Source organism: Cupriavidus sp. WGlv3 (genome assembly GCF_023952475.1).
Taxonomy (GTDB): Bacteria; Pseudomonadota; Gammaproteobacteria; order Burkholderiales; family Burkholderiaceae; genus Cupriavidus; species Cupriavidus phytorum.
In genome coordinates, this window is sequence record NZ_JALHRX010000005.1 from 49,096 (window position 1) to 70,944 (window position 21,849).

Below are 21,849 nucleotides of genomic sequence, written 5' to 3' on the forward strand. Positions count from 1 at the left end.
ATCGAAACCGCAAGCCAATGATCAAAGTCCTGCACGTGACCGAGTGCCTGGGAGGTGTCGAGACCTACCTGCACCTGCTGGCCTCCCATATCAACGACGAGCACATCAGCTTCCACTTTGCCCTGCCGAAGCAATGCTCGGTCTCGGCGGTTGCCGATGCGCGCAATTTCGGCGTCAGCTACCTGCCGATTCCGCGCAAGCTCGATCCGCTCAACGACCTGAAGGCGGCGCTGAGCCTGCGCGCGCTGGTGAAGCGCGTGGCGCCGCAGATCGTCCACCTGCACAGCTCCAAGGCGGGCCTGGTGGGCAGGCTGGCATGCATCGGCCTGAACGTGCGCGTGGTCTACACCCCGCATGCCTACTATTACCTGGGCCTGCGCGGCATCAAGCGGCGCGTGTTCCTGATGGCGGAACGCTTCCTGCACCGGCTGACCGATGCGGTATTGGCGACCTCGCCGTCGGAGCGCGACCGCGCCATCCATGAGGTGGGCCTGCCGCGCGAGCGCGCGCATTCGATCCTGAACGCCGTCGAGCCCGGCTCCGTGCCGGTTGAACGGCAGCTGGGCGCCGGCGTCAAGCGCGTGATCATGGTGGCACGGATCAGCCCGCAGAAGAACATCCCCATGTTCCTGGACGTGGCCAGGCTGTTCCAGGGCCGTGCCGACATCGAGTTCATGCTGGTCGGCTACGGCCACTACGAGAACGACCGCGCCACGCTCGATGCCATGCTGCAGGAACGCGGGCTGGTCGAGGGCAAGGACCTCACCGCGATCGCGTGGATGAGCCGCTCCGAGCTGCTGGAACTGCTGGCGCATGCCGCGGTGGTGGTGCTGACCTCGCACTACGAGAGCTTCGGCTACGTGCTGGCCGAAGCCAATGCGCTGGCGATCCCGGTGGTCGGCACCGACGTCGACGGCATCAAGGACATCATCGTCGATGGCAACAACGGCTTTATCGTGCCGGTGGACGACGCCCCTTCCATGGCCAGTTCGATCGAAGCCATCGTCGGCGACGCCACGCTGTGGCAGAGCATGTCCGAGCACGCCGTGACACGCGCCAAGTCCGAGTTCAATATCGTGACCCAGGCGAGGAAGTTCGAGTCCTTCTACTCGCGCGCGCTGCTTGCCTAGCACCGTAGCGCCGGCGCTGGTCAGGGCGGCGCATTGCCTCCTGGCCAGCTCGCCAGCAGCATCTCCGCGTCGGCAAGCGCGGTCCCGTCCTGCAGCAGCGCCGCGCACGGGCGCGCGCCTGCGGCGGTGCCCAGGGCCCTCACCTTGCAGTCGTCCGGCCCCGCCGCGCTCCCCCCCTGCCCCAGCGCCTCGCGCAACAGCGCCCGGCCCTGCGGCCCCCAATAGATGCGATGCACCGCGCCGTCCTTGCTCAGCGACAGCACGAAGCTGTCCTGGCGCTGGCGCCATTGCGCGTCCTGCGCCCCGGACAACAGGCCTAGCAGGTCGCGCAGCATGGCGATGACCGGCTTCTCCGAGCCATCGTTCCTGAGCAGGCCGAAGTTCGCCTCGCGATCCCATCTCGCCTGGCCGCGGTCGCGCCACGCGTAGATGCCGAGCATGGGCGCTTGCGCCATGACGCCGGCGAGCACCTGCCTGGCGATCAGCGTCGCCTGCGTGGCTTCGCTGCGGACCGGCAGGTACGAGGCATAGCCCCATTCGCTGACGATCAGCTGCGCGCCCGGACGCGGCGAATTGCGGATGCGGCCGCCCAGCTGCCGATAGTCGCGCAGTAGCGTCTCGGGCGTGGCGCGGTACGGATGGATGCTGAGCCCGTGGATGCAGCCCAGGCGCGGATCGGTCAGCAGGCGCGACAAGGACTGATCCGCCACGGGATTTGCCGGCCCGGGCATCCGCGCCAGGCCGAACAGGTAAACGGATGGCAGCGGCGCCGAGCCGGCCCGCGCCAGCGCGTCGCAGATCTTGCCGGCGGTCGAGAGCAGCCGGGAAATGGGTACCGAGGGATGCAGGAAGGTCTTGTTGTCGGGCTCGTTCCAGATTTCGTACGACAGGTCCGGCCCTGCGTTGCGCTGCATGAACTGGCTGGCGAACGCGGCGAACCTGGCCTCGCTGGCATCGCTGCCACCGTCCTCGCCCTCGTCTCCCCAGATATAGCGCCCGCCATACAGCGTGACCAGCATCTGCAGGCCGGCCTGGCGTGCCTGCGCGATGACCTGCGCGTAGCGCTGCGGCGCCAGGTGCCCGCGCACCACCTCGGGCCGCACGCCGAAACGCACGTGCGAGAAACCGAGGCGCCGGATCTCGGCGAAGTCGCGGGCCGACACCGTGGCCGGATCGATCTGCACGGCAAAGGCCGGCATCGACGCAATCCGTCCCGAGGCCTGCCCGTTCTCGGCATGCGCCTGCCGGGCGGGCCAGCAACCCGAGACCGCGATCAGCGCCGCCAGCGCCAGCGCGCGTGTCTGCGCCCCGCGGCGCGGCGATGCGGCGCTATGCGGCGACATGCCTGCGCAGTACGCCCATGGCGAGCGCACCGGTCTGGAACAGCGCGATGACGAGGAACGACACCAGCATGATCTGCGCCGCCACGAGGTAGTCGAGCTGCGGATAACGCCATGCCCCGAGCGCGATGCCCGCCAGCAGGCCGATGCCCGCTGCCAGGAAGATCGCCCGCGCCATGCCGAACGACTTCAGCAAGGTGCGCAGGCACATCACTACCGCAAACACGATCGGAAACAGCGAAAAGAAGCGCACGTCGAGATCTCCATAGGCCGCGCCGAACAGCATGACCACGAGCTGGTCGCCAAACAGCAGCAGCAGCACGCTCAGCGCGCCGGACAGCACCACGCCGCCCAGCACGAAGCCGGCCGCGTTCCTGGCCAGCGTCCGCGTGTCGTCCTGCCGGAACGACGCCGCGAACCTCGGCATCAGGTGATAGCCCAGCGCCATCAGGACATATTGGGCCGGCAGCAGCACCGTCAGCAGGATGCGGAACTTGGCCGAATCGGCGAAGTGTCCGAGCGAGCCGAGCAGCACCACCAGTCCCGGCCCGACCAGCCAGCTCATCAGCTGCGCACTGGCCGAACTGGCACCGAACCCCAGCCACTGGCGCGGCGACTCCGGCCGGCCCGGGATCAATTCGAGGCGGCCGCGGCGGCGCAGCGTGGCGGCCGCTACCAGGGTCGGCAGCAGGATCGCGGCCGCGAGCATCAGCATCGCCGCGGGCGCCGGCTGCGTGCCGGAGGCCAGGCCGATCATGGCCACGCCGCCGCCGATCAGCGTGTGGCACACCAGCAGCCCGGCATAGCCGCGCGTCTTCGCGCCCACGGTCCTGAGCACCCAGTACGCGGTGTAGCTGGCGAACAGCACCGCCGCCGCCGCACAGGCCGACGTGCTCAGGCCATGCCCGTACAGGTAGAGGATGGACCCGGCCGCGACCGGAACCACCGTCAGCACCGCGACCTCGGCCGAGAAGCGCACGCGCAGCTTGATCCCCTCGATCAGCGCCGGCTCGTGAAGGAACGAGACATAGAAGATGTTGATGAACACCACCAGCGACAGCACCACCGCCACCAGCCCATAGCCCGCCACATCCATCGAGCGGGCCAGCGCCACGTTGATGCCGAACTGCACCGCCGTATACGCGGCCTGCTCGAACACCGCGCCCAGCGCCAGCAGCATGCGGCGCATCATGGCGCCCCCTCGAGCGAAGGCGCCGCCCGGAGCGGCGCCGGCGCGGCCGGCACGGCCTGCTTCTGGTCGAACAGCAGCGCCAGCCCCTGCCTGATGTCGCGGCCCAGCCGCGCCGAGCGCTTGAACTGCGCCGCCCCCAGCGAGCGCGCGTAGGTGAGCCTTTCGATCACGTCGTCGGCGCCGGCGCTCTGCCGCACCGCGAAATCGCCGCGCCCGCTCAGCTTGAAGAACGACGCGACCTTGGTGTCCCAGACAATGCCGACGGACGGCACGCCGAAGCTGAAGGCAATGATGTTGGCGTGCATCCGGTGCCCGACCATGCTGTGGCAGCCCGCGATGATCGCTGCCAGCTCCGCTGGCGACTTCGGCAGCATGTAATCCATGCCGTCAGCGACCTCCGCACCTAGCCGGCTCCTGACCGTTGCCGCGGCGAGATTGTCTTCCTCCGCGCCATTGGTGAACAGCACCACGCGCTGCCCGCCCTGCCGCAACTTGTGCACCAGTTCCACGAACATGCCCAGCCCCGCGCCCTGCTCCGATACCGCGACCAGGTCCGCGTTGTAGTGCAGCGACTCGACGTCCGAGACGCAGATGCCCACGTCCCAGCGCTTCGCCAGCCCGTGCTCCGCATACAGCGACGAACTCAGGATGGCGGGATCGGGAATGATGGCGACATCGCAAGGCTCGCCCGCGCCAAGGCCGACGATATTGCGGCGCGAGCTTTCGTCCCGCACCGAGACGAATTGCGGCGCCGCCAGCGCGAAGAAGCGCGATACCAGGTGGCGCCCCAGGCGCGACCAGCCGGCCGCCACGCCCACCGACACCAGCGCCACCTTCGCGTTGTTGCCGAGGCAGCGGGCCAGCAGGTAGAGCTTGAGCGGGAAGTTCAGGTCCACGTCGCACAGCAGCTGGCCGCCGCCGACCACTACCATATCGGCATCGGCCAGTTGCTGCTGCCAGCGGTTGCGCCACTGCCGCCGGTATTTCAGCCAGATGGCAGCGGTCAGCACCGGCACCCGGACCCAGCCGGGCAGCCGCGAGAAGATCCGCATCAGGCGGCCCTTCTTCAGCGAGTTTTCTCCCAGCCGGGTGCGCCCGGCGATGTCCAGGTAGCTGACCCGGCAATCCGGCACGGCCTGGCGGATCAGGTGGCCCAGCGTTTCGGCGATCACCGCATCGCCGAGGTTGTCACTGTATGGCACCGCGCATATGACGACGTGCTTCATCTTGTTTGGCCGGCAAGGCAGTTAGCAAAGGGATGAGGAACAGGCTGACCGAGGTGAGATGGCGAACATAGCTGCCCAGGTCAGGCTCGAAGATAAACTGCACCAGGATATGCGCCACCACCAGCGTGGCGAACCAGCGGCGCTTGCGCCCGGCTTCCGTCACCGCCGGCGTGCCGGACAAGCCGCGCAGCGCCACGCGCAGGATCGCCGCATGCATCAGCATCATGGCCAGGTCGACCGGCGCGCGGAAGCTGATCACCGGCAGCACGAACATGAGCGCCGCATACAGGTAGTTAACGATGAAATTTTCACCGGATGTGGGCGGATACAGGTTCCAGATCATGGTGCGGTTGTCGCTGCCGATGCTCAGCGCATAGTTGTTCGAGATGTCCCGCGGCGACTGCAGGATGTACAGGATCTCGGACGGCGCCACCAGGATCGCGCCCACCACGCAGGCCAGCACGATGGCCTTCCATGCCGGCCTCAGTCGCGCCGAGACGCGAATGCCAAGCGCCAGCACCAGGATCATCGCGTAGTAGTTGCGGATAAAGAGCGCGTAGCAGCCGTACAGCACCATGGTCATGATGACCAGCCCGCGGAACGACACGCCGCGCGACATCCCGCCCATGACCAGCACGATCGACATCGCGATCACCACGGTTTCCTTGCCCGGCGATAGCAGGTTCAGCAGCATGCAGGGCAGCACGAACAGCCAGCGCGTGGCGAGGTCGCGCAGGCTCGCCACCCGGCTCGACGCCAGCGCAAGATAGGCCACGCCGACGGTGGCGGTGACGACATTCACGTACTCCGCCCCGAACACCGAGAACACTTTGGCGGTGGCGGCGAACGAATCGTCGAGGTCGGTCGAGCCGCTGACTAGGAATTCCAGCATCTTGTTGGAATCGGTGACCCATTTTTCCGGCAGCGCGTCGCGGCCGAAGAAATAGATCACCAGGTAGAGCAGGCTCAGCACCAGGCTCGCCACCGTGGCCAGCCCGCGCTCGGCCAGCACCCAGTCGCGGTCCAGTCGCGCGGCTTGCATGGCTTACGCCTTCTCGCTCTGCGAGTAGCCGTAGTAGGCATAGCGATAGCGGCCGTACTTGGAGCCATAGCCGTAGCGGAAGGCGTTGGGGTCGAGGCCGTTGAAGATCACCCCCTTCACGCTTACGTTGACCTGCGCCAGCTGCTTGGCGCATTCGGAGATCTCGCCGATCGAGCTCTTGCCGAAGCGTGTCACCAGGAACACCGTGCCGCAACGCTCGGCCAGGATCGCGGCATCGGCGACGGCCAGCACCGGCGGGGTGTCGACCATCAGCATGTCGTAGCGTGCGCTGAGCTCCTCGAGCAGCCTGACCATGCGTTCCTTCAGCATCAGCTCGGCTGGGTTCGGCGGGATCGTCCCGGTGCCGATGAAGTCCAGTCCCTGCACCACGTCGCGGTGGATCACGTCTTCCAGCGCCAGCTTGCCGGCCAGCACGTCGGACAAACCCGGCTCGCGATCCTTGCCGAAATACTGGTTCAGGTAGCCCTTGCGCATGTCGGCGTCGACCAGCAGCACGCGCTTGCCGCCCGAGGCCATCAACGCGGCCAGGTTGACCGAGACGAAGGACTTGCCCACGCCGGCGGTGGCACCGGTCAGCAGCACGCGGTTGTTGGGCGCATCCAGCATGGCGAACTGCAGCGAGGTGCGCAGGCTGCGCAGGCTTTCCACCGACGGCTCGTTGGGGAAGCGGTCGGCGAGCAGGTAGTGGCCGCGCTTGCGCGCCTGGATGTCCTTGCTGATGGTGAGCTGGTGTTCGGACTGGGGCACCGTCGCGTAGACGTTGAGCCCGGTGTGTTCCTCGATGTCCTTGGGGTCGGTGATGCCGCCGTACAGGGCATTGCGGACAAAGGCCACCACCGCCCCGGCCAGCACGCCAAGCACTGCCGCCAGCACGATCACCAACGCCTTCTTCGGCTTGACCGGCTCCTCGGGCACCGGCGAGGTGTCGACCAGGCGCACGCTGCCGACCTTGCCCGCTTTCACCAGCTTGAGCTGCTGCATGTTGTTCAGCATGCCGACATAGAGGTCGTTGTTGACCTGCACGTCGCGCATCAGGCGCACGGTGTCCTGCTCCAGGTTCGGCAGGGTCTTGACCCGGCCCGCGACCGCCCCCGCTTTGGCGGCCAGCGCGGCAATCTGCTTGTCGATCGCCTGCATCGACGGATGGCCGGGCGCAAAGCGCGTCACCAGCTCGGCGCGCTTCTGCTTGAGCTCCAGCAGCGAGGTTTCGGCGGTCACGCTCTCCTGCAGGAAGGCCTTGCCCTCCTCGCTGAGGTTGAAGGTGCCGCGATCGTTGCGCATGGCGTTGTACTTCACTTCCGCGCGCTCGAGCTCGCCCTTCAGCTGCGGCAGCAGGTTGTTGAGGAACAGCAGCGACTTTTCCGCCTCCGCGGCCTTGCGGTTGATGTTCTGCGCCACGTACTCGTCGCCGATCTCGTTCAGGATCGCCGCCGTCAGCCTGGCGTCATTGCCTTCCAGCGAGGCCCCGATCACGCCGCTTTGCTTGCCCTTCTCCGCGATGTTCAGCTGCTGCTGCAGCTGCTCCAGCGTCTTCAGCCGCGACTGGCGCACCAGGTTGAAGGCAATGCCCGGCTTGGCCTTCAGCGCCGTCACCAGCAGCCGGATCTCGCCGACCGCATGGCTGGCCTCGAGCGCTTCGCCGACACGGCCGACGATGGGCTGGTCCAGGCTGCTCTGCTCGAGCCGGTAGCGGCCATCGCCCAGGCTCACCAGCACGAAGTTCTCGCCTTGCAGCGCCTCGGGCACGTCGAAGGTCGGCACCTCGATCGATTCCCCGCCCCAGGCATAGCCGCCCATGCCGAACAGGCCGGGTTCCGACAGGCCCTTCGACTGGCTGGCGAGCCACGGCCCGACCAGCGGAAAGTATTTTGGCCTGGCATCGATATAGAGCCGCAGGTTGTCGACCGCCTTGCCGACCACCATGCGCGAGCGCAGGATCTCGATCTCCGCGGTCGCCTGCGTCTTGACGTCGAACAGCGACGAGACATCGCCGAGCAGGCCGTTGGGACTGTTCTGGCTGTCCTCGACCTGTACCAGGATGTTGGCTTCGTACACCGGGCGCGCCAGGAACGCGTAGGCAACCCCGAGCATCAGCACGGCAAGGGCAATCGCCGCGATCCGCCAGCGGTTTGCCACCAGCACGTCCAGGTAACGGACGACGGCAATCTCGTCCGACTGGGCCGGCGCCGCGACGGGAACATAAGTGGACTGGTTCATGGCAGGCAGGACAATATCGGTTTAACCCAGGGCCCGGATGCGCGGCACCCAGGACTCCACGCCGCGCTGGATCAGTCGCAGCGCGCTCTCGAATGCCGCACGGGGCTGGCGGTAAGGGTCTGGCACGTCGAACTTTTCCAGCTCGCCCAGGCGGAACACCCGGCCTGTGGTCGCCGGGTGCAGGCGCTGGATCTCCTGCCGCTGCGCGCCGTCCATCACCAGGATCAGGTCCGCGCGCCGGATCAGCACGTGATTGAGTTGCTGCGCCCGGTGCCCGGAAATATCCACGCCCTGGCGGCTCATCAGGTCCACTGCATGCGGATCCGCCGCGTGCCCGGACAGCGCGCCCAGGCCGGCGGAGATCACCTCGCCGTCGGGCAGCGCCTGCCGCAGCAGGCCCTGCGCCATCGGGCTGCGGCAGATATTGCCGATGCAGACCACGAGTACGGTCTTGATCATTTGACTGCGTTCGCGGTGGAGGTGAAGAAGTTGCCGCTCGGCACCAGCTGGTTGATCACGCGGCTCCAGCGCACCACGCCCGCGGCGTCGACATAGACCACGTCGCGCGGCTTCAGCTCGAACGCCTCGGCCAGGGCGAACGCGACCGGCGACTTGCCGTCGAGGTGGAACACCTCGGCCTCGCCGTCAGCGGCCTTGCGGATGACGTAGAGCTCCTTGGCGTTGGCCGAATTGGGATTCAGGCCGCCGGCCTCACCGATCGCTTCGCTGAGCGTGAGCCGGCCGTTGCGCGGCATCACCGGCGTCGGCTTGACGACTTCGCCGGTGACGAAGACCTTGCTGTCCTCGCGCTGCTCCACGCGCACGATGTCGCCGTTGCGCAGCAGGATGCGCGCCGGATCGATGCCCTGCTGCAGCAGCGCCGGCAGGCTGACGTAGTAGATCTTGCCCTCGCGCGAGATGCGGATGCGGCTGTTGTCGCCGGTCAGCACGTTGATGCCGCCGGCGCGGTTGAGCGCCTCGACCAGCGTCATCGGCACGTCGTCGATATTCTGCGGGCCGGGCGTCTTCACCTCGCCGTCGAGGTAGACACGCTTGCTGCGAAACGCCAGCACGCGCACCGTGACCTGCGGCATCGTCACCACCGGCTTGAGCTGGGTACTCAGCTGCCCGCGGATCTGGTCCGGAGTCTGGCCCAGCACCTTGAGCACGCCGGCATAGGGAAACTGGATGGTGCCCGCCGGGCTGACCACGTAGCCCGGAATGTTGGCCGCGCCGCTGTAGCTGGGAATCTCGTAGGCGGCGCCGATCGAGTAGGTCTGCGTGGGAAACACCAGCTCCGGATGGTCCCACACCACGATCGAGAGAATGTCGCCGACGCCTACGGTATAAGGTCCGGGCTCGCCGAACAAGGCCTCGACGCCGGCGTTCGCGGGCGGCGTGGCGGCCTTCAGCGTGCGCACCAGCGCCGGCGTGATCTGCGTGACCTTGGGCACCGACTGCGGGTCCTCCGGATCCAGCGGGCGCTGCGGATCGAAGCGCATACCCGGCGCCAGTGCGCACGATGCCAGCAACGGAACAATCCCCAGGCACATGACGGCCCTGCCAAACCTCAAGCTGCTTGAAAGCTTTAGCACTCTCGATGATTCCCTTGTTTGCAAGAAGACCCGCATGGCCCGCCGCCACCCTGTCGTAACGCACAGCGGTGACCCCGCTGGTTCGGCATGGCACCGGGGGTGCCTGTCCGCTTGTCTGCACGGCTGCGGAACTGAACCTGGCGGTGTTGACTGGTTGTGCCCGGCGCGCTGGGCGCGCTCTTTTCTGCACTGCGTCATCCGTAAATGACCGGCGAAGTTTATGGCTCGCGGGACTACATCTTCAAGGCGCGGCCGGCGTTTTTACCAAGTTTCCGATCCCCCCATCGGAGTGGAAACAAATTCCGTCCCAACGCCTGAGGGGTACCGCGGGTGGTGCGACGCAGCACAATCGCGGGTGGCACCCCGTGCCGACTTAAGGGTGTAGGCGATTGATTCCCTGTTGCGCCTACACCCTCTTTCTTTGCCGGCGAATGAAGGCAGACATAGAGGCAGGCCTCGCTGCCATCGCACCGAGCATTGCCGAACCTTTGAAGGGAACCACTGAAATGACAAGTCGCGTTAGCAAGGCCGTCTTCCCGGTCGCAGGCCTGGGCACCCGCTTCCTGCCGGCCACCAAGGCCAGCCCCAAGGAAATGCTGCCGGTGGTGGACAAGCCGCTGATCCAGTACGCCGTGGAAGAAGCCATGGCCGCCGGCATCACCGAGATGATCTTCGTCACCGGCCGTTCCAAGCGCGCCATCGAAGACCACTTCGACAAGGCCTTCGAACTGGAGGTCGAGCTGGAGGCCAAGAATAAGCAGGCGCTGCTGGACGTGGTGCGCTCGATCAAGCCGGCCAACGTCGAATGCTTCTACGTGCGCCAGTCCGAAGCACTGGGCCTGGGCCACGCGGTGCTGTGCGCGGCCAAGCTGGTGGGCGACGCCCCGTTCGCGGTGATGCTGGCCGACGACCTGATCGACGGCCACCCGCCGGTGATGAAGCAGATGGTGGATGCGTACGACCACTACAACTGCTCGGTGCTGGGCGTCGAAGAGATCCTGCCGGAGCAGAGCCGCTCCTACGGCGTGGTCGAGGGCCGCGAGTGGGCCGAAGGCGTGATCAAGGTCTCGGGCATCGTCGAGAAGCCCGCGCCGGAAGAGGCGCCGTCCAACCTGGGCGTGGTCGGCCGCTACATCCTGACGCCGCGCATCTTCGACCACCTGCGCGCGCTCAAGCCCGGCGCCGGCGGCGAGTTCCAGCTGACCGACGCGATCCAGTCGCTGCTGAGCCAGGAACAGGTGCTGGCCTATCGCTATCACGGCACGCGCTATGACTGCGGCAGCAAGCTGGGCTACCTCAAGGCGACCGTCGAGTTTGCGCTGAAGCACCATGAAACCGGCGCACAGTTCCGCCGCTACCTGGAGCAGCGCGAGCCCCAGCTGCTGCACAGCCTGGCGGCCTGACGGTCTCCTGCCCCACGCCCCTTCCGAACCGCACAGCAACCACGAGGCCGCCGCCAAATGATCGACTGGATCCACCTGGGCAAGGCATTCCTTCTCGGCCTGCTCGAGGGCCTGACGGAATTCCTGCCCATTTCGAGCACCGGGCACCTGATCCTGGTCGGCGACTGGATCGACTTCGCCTCGCACGAGGCGCGCGTGTTCGACGTGGTGATCCAATTGGGCGCGATCCTGGCCGTGTGCTGGCTGTACCGTGCCAAGATCACCGACCTGTGCGAAGGCGTGGTGCGGCGCGATCCCGACGCACTGCGCTTCGCCACCGCGGTGCTGGTCGCCTTCCTGCCGGCCGCCATCATCGGCGCGCTGCTCATCGGCCCGATCAAGCACCATCTGTTCGATCCGGCCGTGGTCGCCGCCGCACTGATCGCGGGCGGTCTGGTCATACTGTGGGTCGAGCGCCGCAGCGCCGTGCCGCGCATCCACGCCATCGAAGACTTCGGCTGGAAGCAGGCCATCGGCATCGGCTTCGCGCAATGCGTGGCGATGATCCCCGGCACGTCGCGCTCGGGCGCCACCATCATCGGCGGCATGCTGTCAGGCGTATCGCGGCAGGCGGCGACCGAGTTCTCCTTCTTCCTCGCCATCCCCACCATGCTCGGCGCCGCCACCTACGACGCCATGCGGCACTACCACCTGCTCAGCCTGCAGGACATCTGGTCCATTGCCGCCGGCTTCACCGCCGCCTTCCTCTCCGCGCTCTTTGTGGTCAATGCGCTGGTGCGGCTGGTGGCGCGGCATTCGCTGCGGGTATTTGCGTGGTATCGGATCGGGTTGGGGGTGGTGATTGGGGTGGGGAGTCTGGGGTGGTGGTTTTGAGTGGCCGGTAGCATCGTCGGGCGGGCCGCAGCCAGTGGCTGCTGTCCGGTGTCGCGCATCGTTGAGCAAGCATAAGGCGCCTCGAAGGCGCCTTGTTTGTTGGATCGCGAATCTCGGGCGCTACCACTCCAGGATGTTCTCCTGACCTACGAACGACACCCCCCAATGGATGGGTGTCCAGTTGGCGCAACAACAGAGCGAATCAGACCGGCGCCGTGACGCAAAGCGCTCCCGCTTTGGCAAAATGCCATGGTCGTCGGCATGCCTGTGCCAGACGGCAATCGTCGCGGCATGGTTACTGCGGCCGACGACGCAACAAAAACATAGAACACAAAAAGGTGTCCGCAGTGGGTCGCATCAAAACCAGCCTGGCGCTTGGCGTGCTGGGCTTCATCCTGTCCGGGTGCAGCGTCGTTGCACCGCCTTATCCGCCATCGCTCGACAACGTCCAGACGCTCAGGAACAGCGGCGCCGCGCCCGCGCGCGTCGGCACGTTCACTGAGAGCGGACCCGGCGTGAAGCACCCCATGTCGCTGCGCGCCAACAGCCTGGAGTCACCGTATGGCGGGACATGGTCGGCGTACCTCTCCGAGGCCGTGACGCGGGAGCTGACCATGGCGGGCAAGTTGTCGCCGACCGCCGATGTGGTGATCTCCGGCACGCTGCTGCGCAACGAGATCGATGCCGCGATCGTCACTGCCTCTGGCGACGTATCGGCGCGCTTCGTCGTCAAGAAAGGCGAGACCGTGCGTTACGACCAGGTCAAGTCGGCCCATCGCGAATGGGATTCATCGTTCGCGGCGGCAGTGGCGATTCCGAAGGCTGTCAGCGAATACGGCTACACGGTGCAAGCGCTGCTCGCCACGCTCTACGCCGACCCCGCTTTCCTCGACGCTTTGAAGTAACGCCCATCACGACGCAAAAAAGGAGAAACACGATGCGTGCCTGGTTCACGATCGCCAGCCGCTGCGCGGCTGTTGCCGCGCTGATCGCGCTGACTGGCTGTGCCCACCCGATTCAGATTGCGACCGACAAGTCCGCGCCCGCCGCACCTGCGCAGAAAAAGGTCGACAAGAACATCGGCTTCGTTATCCCGGACCCGCTACTGACCAAGGAAGTCATCACGCCCGGCGGCGGTGGCGACAAGGTCAGCTACCTGCCGTACCGCGACCTCGAGGTGCCGCTCTACAGCACCTTGTCCAACGTGTTCGCCAACGCTACCAAGCTCAAGGCGCCGGACGACCGCGCGGCAATCGACAAAGCGCAGCTCGCCTATATCCTGACGCCCGAGATCTCGACCGATTCGTCGTCGGACAGCGCCTTCACCTGGCCACCGACCCGCTTCACGGTCAACCTTACCTGCACCGTGACGGATCTCAGCGGCAAGGTCGTGTTCAAGAAAGTCGTCTCGGGCCAGGGCAACGCGGAGTTCTCGGAATTCAAGAGCAACTTCGCGCTGTCGGCCCAGCGCGCCAGCGAGAATATGCTGAGCAATCTGCAAAAGGCGCTCAGCGAAGCCCCCGAGTTCAGCTCGGCTCCGCAGCCGTCGGCAGCGGTCGCCACGGCACGCTGAGGTCTCGCGCGGCTCCGCTGCGCGAAGCAAAAAAAGGGCGCCTTGCAGGCGCCCCGAGCATTCATTTAACGACCTGGCGGGTCACTCCCACTCAATCGTAGCCGGCGGCTTCCCCGACACGTCATACACGACCCGGTTCAAACCCCGGACTTCGTTGATGATGCGGTTGGAGCAGCGGCCCAGCAGCGCATACGGCAGGTGCGCCCAGTGCGCGGTCATGAAGTCGGTGGTCTGCACGGCGCGCAGTGCGACGACGTAGTCGTAGGTGCGGCCGTCGCCCATCACGCCGACGGACTTGACCGGCAGGAATACGGCGAAGGCCTGGCTGGTCAGGTCGTACCAGCTCTTGCCGACCTGATCGGGCTCGCACAGGCCGGCAGCGGCGTCGTGTTCGGTGGCGATGGTCTTGCGCAGTTCTTCGATGAAGATGGCATCGGCGCGGCGCAGCAGGTCGGCGTAGTCGCGCTTGACTTCGCCGAGGATGCGCACGCCCAGGCCCGGGCCCGGGAACGGGTGGCGGTAGACCATTTCGGGCGGCAGACCCAGGGCCACGCCGAGTTCGCGCACTTCGTCCTTGAACAGATCGCGCAGCGGCTCCAGCAGCTTCAGGCCCAGCGTCTCGGGCAGGCCGCCGACGTTGTGGTGGCTCTTGATGGTGGTGGCCTTCTTGGTCTTGGTGCCGCCCGACTCCACTACGTCCGGGTAGATCGTGCCCTGCGCCAGCCATTTGGCGTTGGTCAGCTTGCGCGCCTCGGCCTGGAAAACTTCGACGAACTCGCGGCCGATGATCTTGCGCTTCTGCTCGGGGTCGGTGACGCCGGCCAGGTGGCCCAGGAACTGCTCGGAGGCGTCGACATGGACCACCTTGGCGTGCAGGCGGCCGACGAACATCTCCATCACCAGCTTGCCTTCGTCCTGGCGCAGCAGGCCGTGGTCGACGAACACGCAGGTCAGCTGGTCGCCGATGGCGCGATGGATCAGCGCCGCGGCCACCGACGAATCGACGCCGCCGGACAGGCCCAGGATGACTTCCTCATCGCCAACCTGCTCGCGGATCTTGGCGACCGCTTCCTCGATATGGTCGCGCATGACCCAGTCAGGCTTGCAGCCGGCAATCTGCAGCACGAAGCGCTCCAGCATCTGGCGGCCCTTGACCGTATGCGTGACCTCGGGGTGGAACTGTACGGCGTAGTAGTGGCGCGTTTCGTCGGCCATGCCGGCGATCGGGCAGCTCGGCGTGGATGCCATCAGCTTGAAGCCGGGCGGCAGGCCGGTGACCTTGTCGCCATGGCTCATCCACACCTTGAGCATGCCGTGGCCTTCCGGCGTGCGGAAATCCTCGATGTCCTTGAGCAGCCCGGTATGGCCATGGGCGCGCATCTCGGCGTAGCCGAATTCACGGTGGTCGCTCCATTCGACCTTGCCGCCCAGTTGCACCGCCATGGTCTGCATGCCATAGCAGATGCCCAGCACCGGCACGCCCAGGTCCCACACCGCCTGCGGCGCGCGCAGCTGGTGGTCTTCATAGGTGCTGGCGTGGCTGCCGGACAGGATGATCGCCTTGGGGGCGAATTCGCGCACGAACGCGTCGCTGACGTCGTTCGGGTGGATTTCGCAATAGACGTGCGCCTCGCGGACGCGGCGGGCGATCAGCTGCGTGACCTGCGAGCCGAAATCAAGAATGAGGATTTTGTCGTGCATGATGGGCCGATGGCGTGTCTTCCGGGATGGGCTCGGTCACGACTTCCGTGCCGGGGCCATAGCCCGGCGGCGGCGTGATGACCGGCTCGCGCCGGTATTCTGGGGTATTCGTGGGGCGCGCCGCGGGGGCAACGCCGGGTTCCTTCCTGCTTTCCTGTTCCTGCAGCGCGCGTTCCATCTTCCGTTGCTGTTCGCGCACGCGCACGCGCTTGGCCGCCGGGATCTGCACCACGGCAAAGAACAGCAGCACCACGGCCATGGTCGGCAGCCAGAGCTTGCCGGCGCCTTCCAGCGGCAGCTCCAGGAACACCATCCAGGCGATGATGAGCACCGCGCTGGCGAGGTTCACGTAGCCTGCGGTGCGCGCCACCGGAACCGTCAGCTGGCCATTGAAGGCGGCCTGCCACAGCAGCACCGACAGCCCCACCAGCGCCACGCCCAGCAACTGCCCGAACAGCGCCGGCTGCGGCTGCGGCAGCTGCAGCGCCGCGTACAGCGTGGTGAACGGGGACATCAGCAGCAGGATGCCCAGCAGCAGGTCCACCAGGGCATCGAAAAACAGCACGGCTCGCAGCAACACCTTCATTGGCGCTCCTCGTCTTGGCCCCGGCCGGTGGTGCGGCGGGCATCAGGACAACGCCTGCATGGCGCGCGGCCAGGTTCGGATGGGATGGCGGGTCGGGCGCGGGCACGCACCGGCGCGCCCTCGCCCCGATGCCGGCGGCCGCGCACCGCCTGCAGGGACGGTGCGCGGCCGCGTGGCATCAGTCGATATGGTAGTTCGGCGCTTCCTTGGTGATCTGCACGTCGTGCACGTGCGATTCACGCATGCCGGCTGCCGTGATCTGGACGAACTGGGCGCTCTCGTGCCAGTCGGCAATCGACTTGCTGCCGCAATAGCCCATCGAGGCGCGCACGCCGCCGGTCAGCTGGTGGATGATGGCCATCACCGAGCCCTTGTACGGCACGCGCCCTTCGATGCCTTCGGGCACCAGCTTGTCGACGTTGGCGGTGTTGTCTTCCTGGAAGTAGCGGTCGGCCGCGCCGTCCTTCATCGCGCCCACCGAACCCATGCCGCGGTAGCTCTTGAACGAGCGGCCCTGGAACAGGAAGGTCTCGCCCGGCGCTTCCTCGGTGCCCGAGAACATGCCGCCCATCATCACGGTGTGCGCGCCGGCCGCGAGGGCCTTGGCCACATCGCCGGAGTAACGCACGCCACCGTCGGCGATCAGCGGCACGCCGGTGCCCTTGAGCGCTTCGGCCACGTTGGAGACGGCGGTGATCTGCGGCACGCCGACGCCGGCAACGATACGCGTGGTGCAGATCGAGCCCGGGCCGATGCCGACCTTGACGCCGTCGGCGCCATGCTCGACCAGCGCGCGCGCGGCGTCGCCGGTGGCGATGTTGCCGCCAACCACCTGCACCTGCGGGAAGTTCTGCTTGACCCAGCGCACGCGGTCCAGCACGCCCTGGCTATGGCCGTGCGCCGTATCGACCACAATCACGTCGACACCGGCCTTGACCAGCAGCTCGACGCGCTCGTCGTTGTCCGGGCCCACGCCGACCGCGGCGCCGACGCGCAGCTGGCCGTGGTCGTCCTTGCTGGCGAGCGGGTTGTCCACGGCCTTCTGGATGTCCTTCACCGTGATCAGGCCGCGCAGCTCGAAGGCCTGGTTCACCACCACCACGCGCTCGAGGCGGTGGCGGTTCATCAGCCGCTTGGCTTCTTCCAGCGGCGCGCCCTCGGCCACGGTCACCAACTTGTCCCGCGGCGTCATCTTGGCGCGCACCGGGGCGTCGAGCTCTTCCTCGAAGCGCAGGTCACGGTTGGTGATGATGCCGACCACGGCCTTGCCCTCGACCACCGGGAACCCGGAAATACCGTGCTGCTGCGACAGCGCGATCACATCGCGGATCTTCATGTCCGGCGAAATGGTGATCGGATCACGCAGCACGCCCGACTCATACCGCTTGACGCGCGCGACTTCGCGGGCCTGGTCGGCGGGCTTCAGGTTCTTGTGGATGATGCCGATACCGCCGGCCTGCGCCATGGAGATCGCCAGGCGCGCTTCCGTCACAGTGTCCATCGCCGCGGATACCAGCGGGATGTTCAGTTCGATGGAGCGGGTCAGGCTGGTGCGGAGGGAAACATCCCGGGGAAGGACGGCCGAATAGGCCGGGACGAGCAGCACGTCATCGAATGTGAGTGCTTTCTGGACAAGACGCATAGCAATTCCTCTAGGCGCAAAACCGAATTATACAGGAATGCGCGATTTGCTGATGCCCGGCAACGGCCTTTCCCAGGTGCCGTCTGCTATGCTCGTTGTCTTTTTACTCGGGCACGGCGAAGTATGGGAATCGGCGTATTGTGCGGGCTGCTGGCTGGCGCGTTCTGGGGCATGGTCTTCATCGCCCCCAAGCTGCTGCCCGCGTTTTCGCCGTGGGAACTGGCCATTGGCCGCTACCTGGCCTACGGGCTGGTGGCCTTCGTGGCCGCGCTGCCGCTGCTGCGGCGCATCGCGCGCAAGCTGACCCGCGCCGACTGCGTGGCGCTGCTGCGCCAGGCCTTTACCGGCAACCTCCTTTACTACGTGCTGCTGGCCTTCGGCGTGCAACTGGCCGGGGTCGGCCCGACCTCGCTGATCATCGGCATCCTGCCGATCTCGGTCACCATCATGGGCCGGCGCGACCACGGCGCGGTGCCGCTGGCGCGGCTGCTGTGGCCGCTGCTGGTGGTGGCCGCGGGCATTGCCTGCATCAACATCGACCTGTTCGGCGGCGGACAGGGCGCCCATGCGGCGACGGCCGGCGCCGTGGCGCGGCCGGTGTGGCAGAAGCTGGCCGGGGTCGGCTGCGCTGCCGGCGCGCTGGTCTGCTGGACCCTCTACGCGGTCGACAACGCGCGCTACCTGCAGCGCAACCCGCATTACAGCGGCAATGAATGGTCGGCGCTGTACGGGCTGTCGACCGGCGCGGTGTCCGCAGTGCTGGCGCTGGCCGGCTGGATCATCGCCGGCGACAGCCTGAGCGCCGCCGACAGCGGCCGCGACTGGCAGTGGTTCTGGATGGTCAACGCCGCGGTGGCGCTGGGCGCTTCGCTGATCGGCAACAACCTGTGGAATATCGCCAGCCGGCGCCTGCCGCTGACGCTGTCGGGCCAGATGATCGTGTTCGAAACGCTGTTTGCGCTGGCCTATGGCTTTGTCTTCGACCAGCGCTGGCCACGCCCGCTGGAAATCGCCGCGATCGTGTTGCTGATGATCGGCGTGGCCTGGTCGGTGCGCTTGCACGCCACCGACAAGTCTGCGTAGACTAGCGAACCATGGCGCGGGGGTCACACGCGCCGCATAAAAATACCAGGCATTTACCAGGGTCAGACCGGCGCTACGCATTGCCTTGCAGGCGAGCGCCCGCGATCTCCGCGGTGTCCTGCCGCGGTCCTCGCCACGCATGCAGCCGGCGGCCCATGCTTACAGAGCCACTTTGAGACGTCCCGCCATGCAACGATCGTCCGCGCCGTGCCTGCTTGCCGCTGCCCTTGCCGCCGCTCTGGCGTCGCCCGCGCCGGCCCTCGCCTACTGGCAATGGCGCGATGCCAACGGCCACATGGTCTACAGCGACGTGCCGCCATCCACAGCCGCGGCCAGGGTTCTGCGCGCCCCTGGGCGGCATGCCGGCGATTTCCTGCCGGTCCATGCGGCCCAGGCAGGCGACGCCGCCATAGCCGCACCGGCTCCCGCCAAGGCCTCGACCAAGCCCGCCGCGCCCACGCCCGAAGAAGCGTTCCAGAAGCGCCGCGAAGCCAGCCTCAAGGCCGCCGCCGAAGACACTCGCAAGGAAACCGAGGCGGCCGAGCGTGCCGTGCGCTGCGCGCAGCTGCGCAACTACGCCACCGGACTGCAACAGGGCATGCGCGCCGCGGTCGCCGGCCCCGATGGTTCGCTGCAACACCTGAACAGCGAACAGCGCCAGGCGGAAATTCTCAAGACCAGCGCCAACCTGGAAAAGCACTGCAACTGAAGCAACGAAAACGGGGCCGCCCGGGCCCCGTTTGCTTTTGCGGCGAGACGCGGCTCAACTATTGCCGCGCAACCATTTCTGGCCCTCGCGCGTGCCGCCGGCGCGCTGCTTCTGCACCCGCTTGCGGCGCGCCTGCTTCGGATCCGCCGTCAACGGCCGGTAGACCTCGATGCGATCGCCGTCGCGCACCACCGTCTCCGGGGTCTTGAGCTTGCCGAAAATGCCCACGCGCATGGTAGCCGGATCGACCTCCGGGCATGCCTGCTGCAGCCCGGAGCCGACGATCGCCGCGGCAATGGTGGTGCCGGCGGGCACGTCGATGTCCTGCAGGAACACGGCATCCGGACGCGCGTAGCAGACCGAGATATGCACCGTGCCGGCGCTGCGTTCAGCTGGTGCCATAGACCACCTCGGCGCGCTTGACGAAGGCATCGACAAAGGTATTGGCGATCATGCTGAAGACCGGGCCGATGAGCTTCTCCAGCAGCAGGCTGGAAAACTCGTAGTGCAGGTGGAACTCGATCTTGCACGCGTCTTCGCGCAGCGGCGTGAAACGCCATGAGCCGTTGAAGGTCTTGAACGGCCCGTCGGCAAAGGTCATGTCGATACGCGTCGGGCGCTCCTGGGTATTGCGCGTATGGAAGAACTGCTGGATGCCCTTGAAGTGGATATGGATCTTGGCGTCGAGCTTGGTCTCGGTCTGCTCGAACACCTCCACGCCGCCGCACCATGGCAGGAACTTGGGATAGTCCTCCACGCGGGTGACCAGGTCGTACATTTGCGCGGCGGAGTAACCGAGCAGGACGGATTTATGGACGTCTGCCATGTAAGGGGAAATCTGGCTTGCGGCCTTGCCGCGCGCGCTGCGCGGCAGGCATGCGCCTGTGCCGGGGGCTGGTTTGCTAGAATCCCGATTTTAGCCGACCCGCGCGCCCCGCGGCATCCCGCCATGCGGCGCTGCAGCGAACCGGCCAGCATCCACCCTACCGCACCCTACCCGCACGCATGACCATTGCAGATAACAAGAAGGCCTTCTTCGACTATTTCATCGAGGAACGATACGAGGCCGGGATCGTGCTGGAAGGCTGGGAGGTCAAGGCGATCCGCGCCGGGCGGGTGCAGATCAAGGAAGGCTACGTGGTCGTGCGCGACGCCGAGATGTTCCTGATCGGCGCTCATATCAGCCCGCTGCAAAGCGCCTCCACCCACGTCCAGCCCGATCCGGTGCGCACGCGCAAGCTGCTGCTCAAGGCCGACGAAATCAAGAAGCTGATCGGCAAGGTCGAGCAGCGCGGCTACACGCTGGTGCCGCTGAACCTGCATTACACGCGCGGTCGCGTGAAATGCGAGATCGGCCTGGCCAAGGGCAAGAAGCAGTTCGACAAGCGCGAGACCGAAAAGCAGCGCGACTGGCAGCGCGAGAAGGCCCGCATCATGAAGGGCGACAACAAGGACTGAACCGCCGCGCCGCGCGCCCTTCGTTCAGCCCTCCTTCATTCAGCCCCACTTCAAGCGGCCTTCTGCTGCCCCTTTACGATCTGCAAGGCCGTGGCGATCATGCTGCTCATGTCGCCCATATTGCCCGGCACGATCAGCGTATTGCCCTGCTTGGCCAGGTTGCCGAACGCGGTCACGTATTCCTCGGCCACCTTCAGGTTGACCGCGTCCATGCCACCCTCGGTGCGGATCGCATTGCCGATCTTCTGGATTGCCTGCGCATTGGCCTCGGCCACCGCCAGGATCGCGCTGGCTTCGCCCTGGGCCTTGTTGATGGCCGCCTGGCGCTCGCCTTCCGACTTCTGGATCGCCGCTTCGCGCGCGCCGGTGGCCAGGTTGATCTGCTCCTGGCGCTTGCCCTCGGACGCCGCGATCAGCGCGCGCTTCTCGCGCTCGGCGGTGATCTGCGCCTGCATCGCATGCAGGATCTCCTTGGGCGGGGTCAGGTCCTTGATCTCGTAGCGCAGCACCTTCACGCCCCAGTTGGAGGCGGCCTCGTCCAGCGCATTGACCACGCTGTGGTTGATGAACTCGCGCTCCTCGAAGGTCTTGTCCAGCTCCAGCTTGCCGATCACCGAGCGCAGCGTGGTCTGCGACAGCTGCGTGATCGCGACCACGAAGTTGCTCGAGCCGTACGACGCCTTCATCGGGTCGGTGACCTGGAAGTACAGCACGCCGTCGACCTGCAACTGCGTGTTGTCCTTGGTGATGCAGACCTGGCTGGGCACGTCCAGCGGGATTTCCTTGAGCACGTGCTTGTAGGCGACGCGGTCGACAAACGGCACCACGATCGACAGCCCCGGCGTCAGGGTCGCGTGATAGCGGCCCAGGCGCTCCAGCACCCAGGCGTGCTGCTGCGGCACGATCTTGATGCCCTTGGCAATCAGCACGATAACGGCGATAAGGATGATCAGCGGCAGCAAACCAAGCTGAAAAGCGAGCATGTAACGACCCTCCAGGCAGAACACATCGGTACGGCGCCGCCGGTCGGCGGCAGACGGAACACATCGCGGCCGCGG

The 21,849-nt window shown here is 66.5% G+C and carries 21 protein-coding genes; 8 read left to right on the top strand and 13 right to left on the bottom strand.

Features of this window, described 5'->3' with window-relative positions; all coding sequences use genetic code 11:
* Nucleotides 1-17 precede the first annotated feature (17 nt).
* Nucleotides 18-1,130 (top strand): glycosyltransferase, encoded by a 1,113-nt coding sequence (locus tag MKD38_RS11170; RefSeq protein ID WP_252676801.1) that lies wholly within the window; start codon nt 18-20, stop codon nt 1,128-1,130.
* A 20-nt stretch (nt 1,131-1,150) separates the two neighbouring features.
* Here MKD38_RS11170 and MKD38_RS11175 read toward each other — a convergent pair whose 3' ends face one another.
* Genes MKD38_RS11175 through MKD38_RS11205 form a run of 7 tightly spaced genes read right to left on the bottom strand, consistent with a single transcriptional unit; the run spans nt 1,151 to nt 9,763 of the window.
* Nucleotides 1,151-2,473 (bottom strand): hypothetical protein, encoded by a 1,323-nt coding sequence (locus tag MKD38_RS11175; protein ID WP_252676803.1) that lies wholly within the window; start codon nt 2,471-2,473, stop codon nt 1,151-1,153.
* Entirely contained in the window at nt 2,460-3,662 is a 1,203-nt protein-coding gene (locus MKD38_RS11180) for a lipopolysaccharide biosynthesis protein (RefSeq protein WP_252676806.1), read from the bottom strand. Before MKD38_RS11180 ends, MKD38_RS11175 begins: the two co-directional genes overlap by 14 nt.
* Nucleotides 3,659-4,888, bottom strand: a complete 1,230-nt coding sequence (locus MKD38_RS11185; RefSeq protein ID WP_252676808.1) for a polysaccharide pyruvyl transferase family protein — start codon at nt 4,886-4,888, stop codon at nt 3,659-3,661. The genes MKD38_RS11180 and MKD38_RS11185 overlap by 4 nt, the downstream gene beginning before the upstream one ends.
* Nucleotides 4,851-5,930, bottom strand: a complete 1,080-nt coding sequence (locus MKD38_RS11190; RefSeq protein ID WP_252676810.1) for a hypothetical protein — start codon at nt 5,928-5,930, stop codon at nt 4,851-4,853. Before MKD38_RS11190 ends, MKD38_RS11185 begins: the two co-directional genes overlap by 38 nt.
* 3 nt (nt 5,931-5,933) lie before the next feature.
* Nucleotides 5,934-8,168, bottom strand: coding sequence for a polysaccharide biosynthesis tyrosine autokinase (locus MKD38_RS11195; RefSeq protein ID WP_252676812.1), 2,235 nt, complete (start codon nt 8,166-8,168; stop codon nt 5,934-5,936).
* Between the two features lie 21 nt (nt 8,169-8,189).
* Entirely contained in the window at nt 8,190-8,627 is a 438-nt protein-coding gene (locus tag MKD38_RS11200; protein WP_252676814.1) for a low molecular weight protein-tyrosine-phosphatase, read from the bottom strand.
* The gene (locus MKD38_RS11205) at nt 8,624-9,763 is read right to left on the bottom strand and encodes a polysaccharide biosynthesis/export family protein (RefSeq protein WP_018005665.1); all 1,140 of its coding nucleotides are present in this window, start codon (nt 9,761-9,763) and stop codon (nt 8,624-8,626) included. Before MKD38_RS11205 ends, MKD38_RS11200 begins: the two co-directional genes overlap by 4 nt.
* A 506-nt stretch (nt 9,764-10,269) precedes the next feature.
* Here MKD38_RS11205 and galU point away from each other — a divergent pair.
* The 4 genes from galU (at nt 10,270) to MKD38_RS11225 (ending at nt 13,612) form a co-directional block, all read left to right on the top strand.
* A complete protein-coding gene (gene galU / locus MKD38_RS11210) occupies nt 10,270-11,166 on the top strand; it encodes a UTP--glucose-1-phosphate uridylyltransferase GalU (RefSeq protein WP_115703274.1) in 897 nt (298 codons plus the stop codon).
* 57 nt (nt 11,167-11,223) lie between these two features.
* On the top strand, nt 11,224-12,039 hold the full coding sequence (locus tag MKD38_RS11215; protein ID WP_252676816.1) for an undecaprenyl-diphosphate phosphatase: 816 nt from the start codon (nt 11,224-11,226) through the stop codon (nt 12,037-12,039).
* A gap of 347 nt (nt 12,040-12,386) precedes the next feature.
* Nucleotides 12,387-12,944 carry a hypothetical protein gene (locus MKD38_RS11220; RefSeq protein ID WP_252676819.1) on the top strand — a complete coding sequence of 186 codons (558 nt, stop codon included), beginning with the start codon at nt 12,387-12,389 and terminating at the stop codon, nt 12,942-12,944.
* Between the two features lie 32 nt (nt 12,945-12,976).
* Nucleotides 12,977-13,612, top strand: coding sequence for a hypothetical protein (locus tag MKD38_RS11225; RefSeq protein WP_252676821.1), 636 nt, complete (start codon nt 12,977-12,979; stop codon nt 13,610-13,612).
* Between the two features lie 81 nt (nt 13,613-13,693).
* Here MKD38_RS11225 and guaA read toward each other — a convergent pair whose 3' ends face one another.
* The 3 genes from guaA to guaB all read right to left on the bottom strand — a co-directional run bounded on the left by guaA (nt 13,694) and on the right by guaB (nt 17,541).
* Nucleotides 13,694-15,313 (bottom strand): glutamine-hydrolyzing GMP synthase, encoded by a 1,620-nt coding sequence (guaA, locus tag MKD38_RS11230; RefSeq protein WP_252676823.1) that lies wholly within the window; start codon nt 15,311-15,313, stop codon nt 13,694-13,696.
* Complete coding sequence (locus MKD38_RS11235; RefSeq protein ID WP_115662005.1) at nt 15,288-15,899, bottom strand: hypothetical protein; 612 nt, start codon at nt 15,897-15,899, stop codon at nt 15,288-15,290. Before MKD38_RS11235 ends, guaA begins: the two co-directional genes overlap by 26 nt.
* A gap of 178 nt (nt 15,900-16,077) precedes the next feature.
* A complete protein-coding gene (gene guaB, locus MKD38_RS11240; protein WP_252676825.1) occupies nt 16,078-17,541 on the bottom strand; it encodes an IMP dehydrogenase in 1,464 nt (487 codons plus the stop codon).
* A 123-nt stretch (nt 17,542-17,664) separates the two neighbouring features.
* Between guaB and MKD38_RS11245 the strand changes: the two genes are divergently transcribed.
* Together MKD38_RS11245 and MKD38_RS11250 are read left to right on the top strand one after the other, a co-directional pair.
* Nucleotides 17,665-18,624 carry a DMT family transporter gene (locus tag MKD38_RS11245; RefSeq protein ID WP_252676827.1) on the top strand — a complete coding sequence of 320 codons (960 nt, stop codon included), beginning with the start codon at nt 17,665-17,667 and terminating at the stop codon, nt 18,622-18,624.
* A gap of 187 nt (nt 18,625-18,811) precedes the next feature.
* A complete protein-coding gene (locus tag MKD38_RS11250) occupies nt 18,812-19,333 on the top strand; it encodes a DUF4124 domain-containing protein (RefSeq protein WP_252676829.1) in 522 nt (173 codons plus the stop codon).
* A gap of 54 nt (nt 19,334-19,387) precedes the next feature.
* Here the strand turns inward: MKD38_RS11250 and MKD38_RS11255 are convergent, their stop codons facing one another.
* Together MKD38_RS11255 and MKD38_RS11260 are read right to left on the bottom strand one after the other, a co-directional pair.
* Nucleotides 19,388-19,735 carry an RnfH family protein gene (locus tag MKD38_RS11255; RefSeq protein ID WP_252676831.1) on the bottom strand — a complete coding sequence of 116 codons (348 nt, stop codon included), beginning with the start codon at nt 19,733-19,735 and terminating at the stop codon, nt 19,388-19,390.
* Entirely contained in the window at nt 19,722-20,159 is a 438-nt protein-coding gene (locus MKD38_RS11260; RefSeq protein WP_092308601.1) for a type II toxin-antitoxin system RatA family toxin, read from the bottom strand. Before MKD38_RS11260 ends, MKD38_RS11255 begins: the two co-directional genes overlap by 14 nt.
* A gap of 179 nt (nt 20,160-20,338) precedes the next feature.
* Here MKD38_RS11260 and smpB point away from each other — a divergent pair, with 179 nt between their 5' ends.
* Nucleotides 20,339-20,791, top strand: coding sequence for an SsrA-binding protein SmpB (gene smpB / locus MKD38_RS11265; RefSeq protein WP_252676834.1), 453 nt, complete (start codon nt 20,339-20,341; stop codon nt 20,789-20,791).
* Between the two features lie 50 nt (nt 20,792-20,841).
* Here smpB and MKD38_RS11270 read toward each other — a convergent pair whose 3' ends face one another.
* Nucleotides 20,842-21,774 (bottom strand): SPFH domain-containing protein, encoded by a 933-nt coding sequence (locus MKD38_RS11270; RefSeq protein ID WP_252676836.1) that lies wholly within the window; start codon nt 21,772-21,774, stop codon nt 20,842-20,844.
* Between the last annotated feature and the right edge of the window lie 75 nt (nt 21,775-21,849).

Excerpts from the sequence above, each read along its gene's own strand:
- MKD38_RS11170 (WP_252676801.1), top strand. The coding sequence starts at position 18 with ATGATCAAAGTCCTGCACGTGACCGAGTGCCTGGGAGGTGTCGAGACC.
- MKD38_RS11175 (WP_252676803.1), bottom strand. The coding sequence starts at position 2,473 with ATGTCGCCGCATAGCGCCGCATCGCCGCGCCGCGGGGCGCAGACACGC.
- MKD38_RS11180 (WP_252676806.1), bottom strand. The coding sequence starts at position 3,662 with ATGATGCGCCGCATGCTGCTGGCGCTGGGCGCGGTGTTCGAGCAGGCC.
- MKD38_RS11185 (WP_252676808.1), bottom strand. The coding sequence starts at position 4,888 with ATGAAGCACGTCGTCATATGCGCGGTGCCATACAGTGACAACCTCGGC.
- MKD38_RS11190 (WP_252676810.1), bottom strand. The coding sequence starts at position 5,930 with ATGCAAGCCGCGCGACTGGACCGCGACTGGGTGCTGGCCGAGCGCGGG.
- MKD38_RS11195 (WP_252676812.1), bottom strand. The coding sequence starts at position 8,168 with ATGAACCAGTCCACTTATGTTCCCGTCGCGGCGCCGGCCCAGTCGGAC.
- MKD38_RS11200 (WP_252676814.1), bottom strand. The coding sequence starts at position 8,627 with ATGATCAAGACCGTACTCGTGGTCTGCATCGGCAATATCTGCCGCAGC.
- galU (WP_115703274.1), top strand. The coding sequence starts at position 10,270 with ATGACAAGTCGCGTTAGCAAGGCCGTCTTCCCGGTCGCAGGCCTGGGC.
- MKD38_RS11215 (WP_252676816.1), top strand. The coding sequence starts at position 11,224 with ATGATCGACTGGATCCACCTGGGCAAGGCATTCCTTCTCGGCCTGCTC.
- MKD38_RS11225 (WP_252676821.1), top strand. The coding sequence starts at position 12,977 with ATGCGTGCCTGGTTCACGATCGCCAGCCGCTGCGCGGCTGTTGCCGCG.
- guaA (WP_252676823.1), bottom strand. The coding sequence starts at position 15,313 with ATGCACGACAAAATCCTCATTCTTGATTTCGGCTCGCAGGTCACGCAG.
- MKD38_RS11235 (WP_115662005.1), bottom strand. The coding sequence starts at position 15,899 with ATGAAGGTGTTGCTGCGAGCCGTGCTGTTTTTCGATGCCCTGGTGGAC.
- guaB (WP_252676825.1), bottom strand. The coding sequence starts at position 17,541 with ATGCGTCTTGTCCAGAAAGCACTCACATTCGATGACGTGCTGCTCGTC.
- MKD38_RS11245 (WP_252676827.1), top strand. The coding sequence starts at position 17,665 with ATGGGAATCGGCGTATTGTGCGGGCTGCTGGCTGGCGCGTTCTGGGGC.
- MKD38_RS11250 (WP_252676829.1), top strand. The coding sequence starts at position 18,812 with ATGCAACGATCGTCCGCGCCGTGCCTGCTTGCCGCTGCCCTTGCCGCC.
- MKD38_RS11255 (WP_252676831.1), bottom strand. The coding sequence starts at position 19,735 with ATGGCACCAGCTGAACGCAGCGCCGGCACGGTGCATATCTCGGTCTGC.
- MKD38_RS11260 (WP_092308601.1), bottom strand. The coding sequence starts at position 20,159 with ATGGCAGACGTCCATAAATCCGTCCTGCTCGGTTACTCCGCCGCGCAA.
- smpB (WP_252676834.1), top strand. The coding sequence starts at position 20,339 with ATGACCATTGCAGATAACAAGAAGGCCTTCTTCGACTATTTCATCGAG.
- MKD38_RS11270 (WP_252676836.1), bottom strand. The coding sequence starts at position 21,774 with ATGCTCGCTTTTCAGCTTGGTTTGCTGCCGCTGATCATCCTTATCGCC.